The organism is Kitasatospora sp. NPDC114501 (genome assembly GCF_055633695.1).
In genome coordinates this window covers 374,661-376,044 of sequence record NZ_JBVKDS010000009.1, presented here as the reverse complement: position 1 = coordinate 376,044, position 1,384 = coordinate 374,661, and the positions used below count along the sequence as shown (strand labels likewise).

Sequence of the window (1,384 nt, the reverse complement as noted above, 5' to 3'; positions counted from 1 at the left end):
CCAGATACGACAAACGCGGCTACGTCTACCTCGGCACCGTCACCGCAGCAGCCCTCGTCATCTGGCTCCACACCTGATCGACCGGACAAGTCCTAGTTCCACTCCACGCCCGACATCGGGATCTCCGCCTCGCGCTCGTCCGGCACCAGCCCCAGCACGCCGAAGAGGAACTCCACGGCGTACCCGGCCACCACCATCGCCGTGTAGAAGGTGCCGAGCAGGAACAGGGCCATCCGGCGGCCGTAGTACTTCCGGTAGATGTTCAGGATCGGCAGGATCAGCAGGTCGGCGAAGACGAACGCGACCACCCCGCCGAAGCTGATGCCGCCCTTCCACAGCACCACGGCCAGCGGCACGTTGCCGATCGAGCAGACGAAGGACGCGATCGCCACCAGCGGGCCGACCAGTGGTCCCCACAGTTTCCCGGCGAGGGGGTGGTCGGCGAAGAAGAAGGTCTGCCAGAAGGAGTCGGGCACCCAGGCGCCGATCGCCCCGGCGATGAGCAGACCGAGTACCAGGTCCTTGAGGATCGCCGCCCACTCCATCACGAAGACGTGCGAGACCGACGTCAGCCCCCGCCCGGAGAGCAACCTGCCGGCGAAGGAGCCCTCGCCCGCCACCGACATGTCCATCGCCGCATGCCCCTCCATCGAGCCCGCCCGGCCGTGTTCCGCCTGTGAACGGGCCTCCCGCAGCAGCGGCTCGCGCAGCAGCAGCCGAAAGAGCACGGCGAGCAGCAGGATCATCACCGGCCCTCCGACGAACTCCGCCGCGGTGAACTGCCAACCCAGCAACAGGGCGAGGATGACGCCGAGTTCGACCACCAGGTTGGTCGAGGCGATCTCGAAGGCCATCGCCGCGGTGAAGTTCGCGCCCTTGCGGAACAGTGAGCGGGCCAGCGCGACGGCCGCGTACGAGCAGGAGGAGGAGGCCGCGCCGAGGCCGGCGGCGAGGGCGAGGGTGCGCGGGCGGTCGTCGCCGAGCAGCCGGACCACGGTGGACTTGCGGACCACGGCCTGGACGACGGCGGAGAGCAGGAAGCCGAGGATCAGCGCCCAGGTGATCTCCCAGGTCATCGATCCGGCGATGGACAGCGCGTGCAGGATCGCGTGCATGGTGGTCCGCCTTCCCTACGGGGCCGTCGCGGGGCTCCGATGAGCGCGGGTCACCGTATACCCGGAAGGGGTACCAGGAGCCGGGGCGCGCCGGCGGGTCGTCCGGGCGGAGCCGCGTCGGATGGCCTTCTGCGCTGCCGTCAGGACCGGCGGACTCCCCCGCAGGCGGCCGGCCGTGGGGTGGGGGGAGAGAGGGGGTACGGTTCTCGTCGGGACAGGGGGGAAGGGGTCGCGGCGGGACTCTGCCGGGAAGAGAGCAAGGAAAAAGG

General features: G+C 69.7%; 1 pseudogene. It reads right to left on the bottom strand.

Going from position 1 to position 1,384, the window contains the following annotated elements:
* Positions 1-95: 95 nt before the first annotated feature.
* Positions 96-1,115, bottom strand: a pseudogene (locus ACZ7RU_RS19580) (permease); the annotation flags it as partial.
* Between the last annotated feature and the right edge of the window lie 269 nt (positions 1,116-1,384).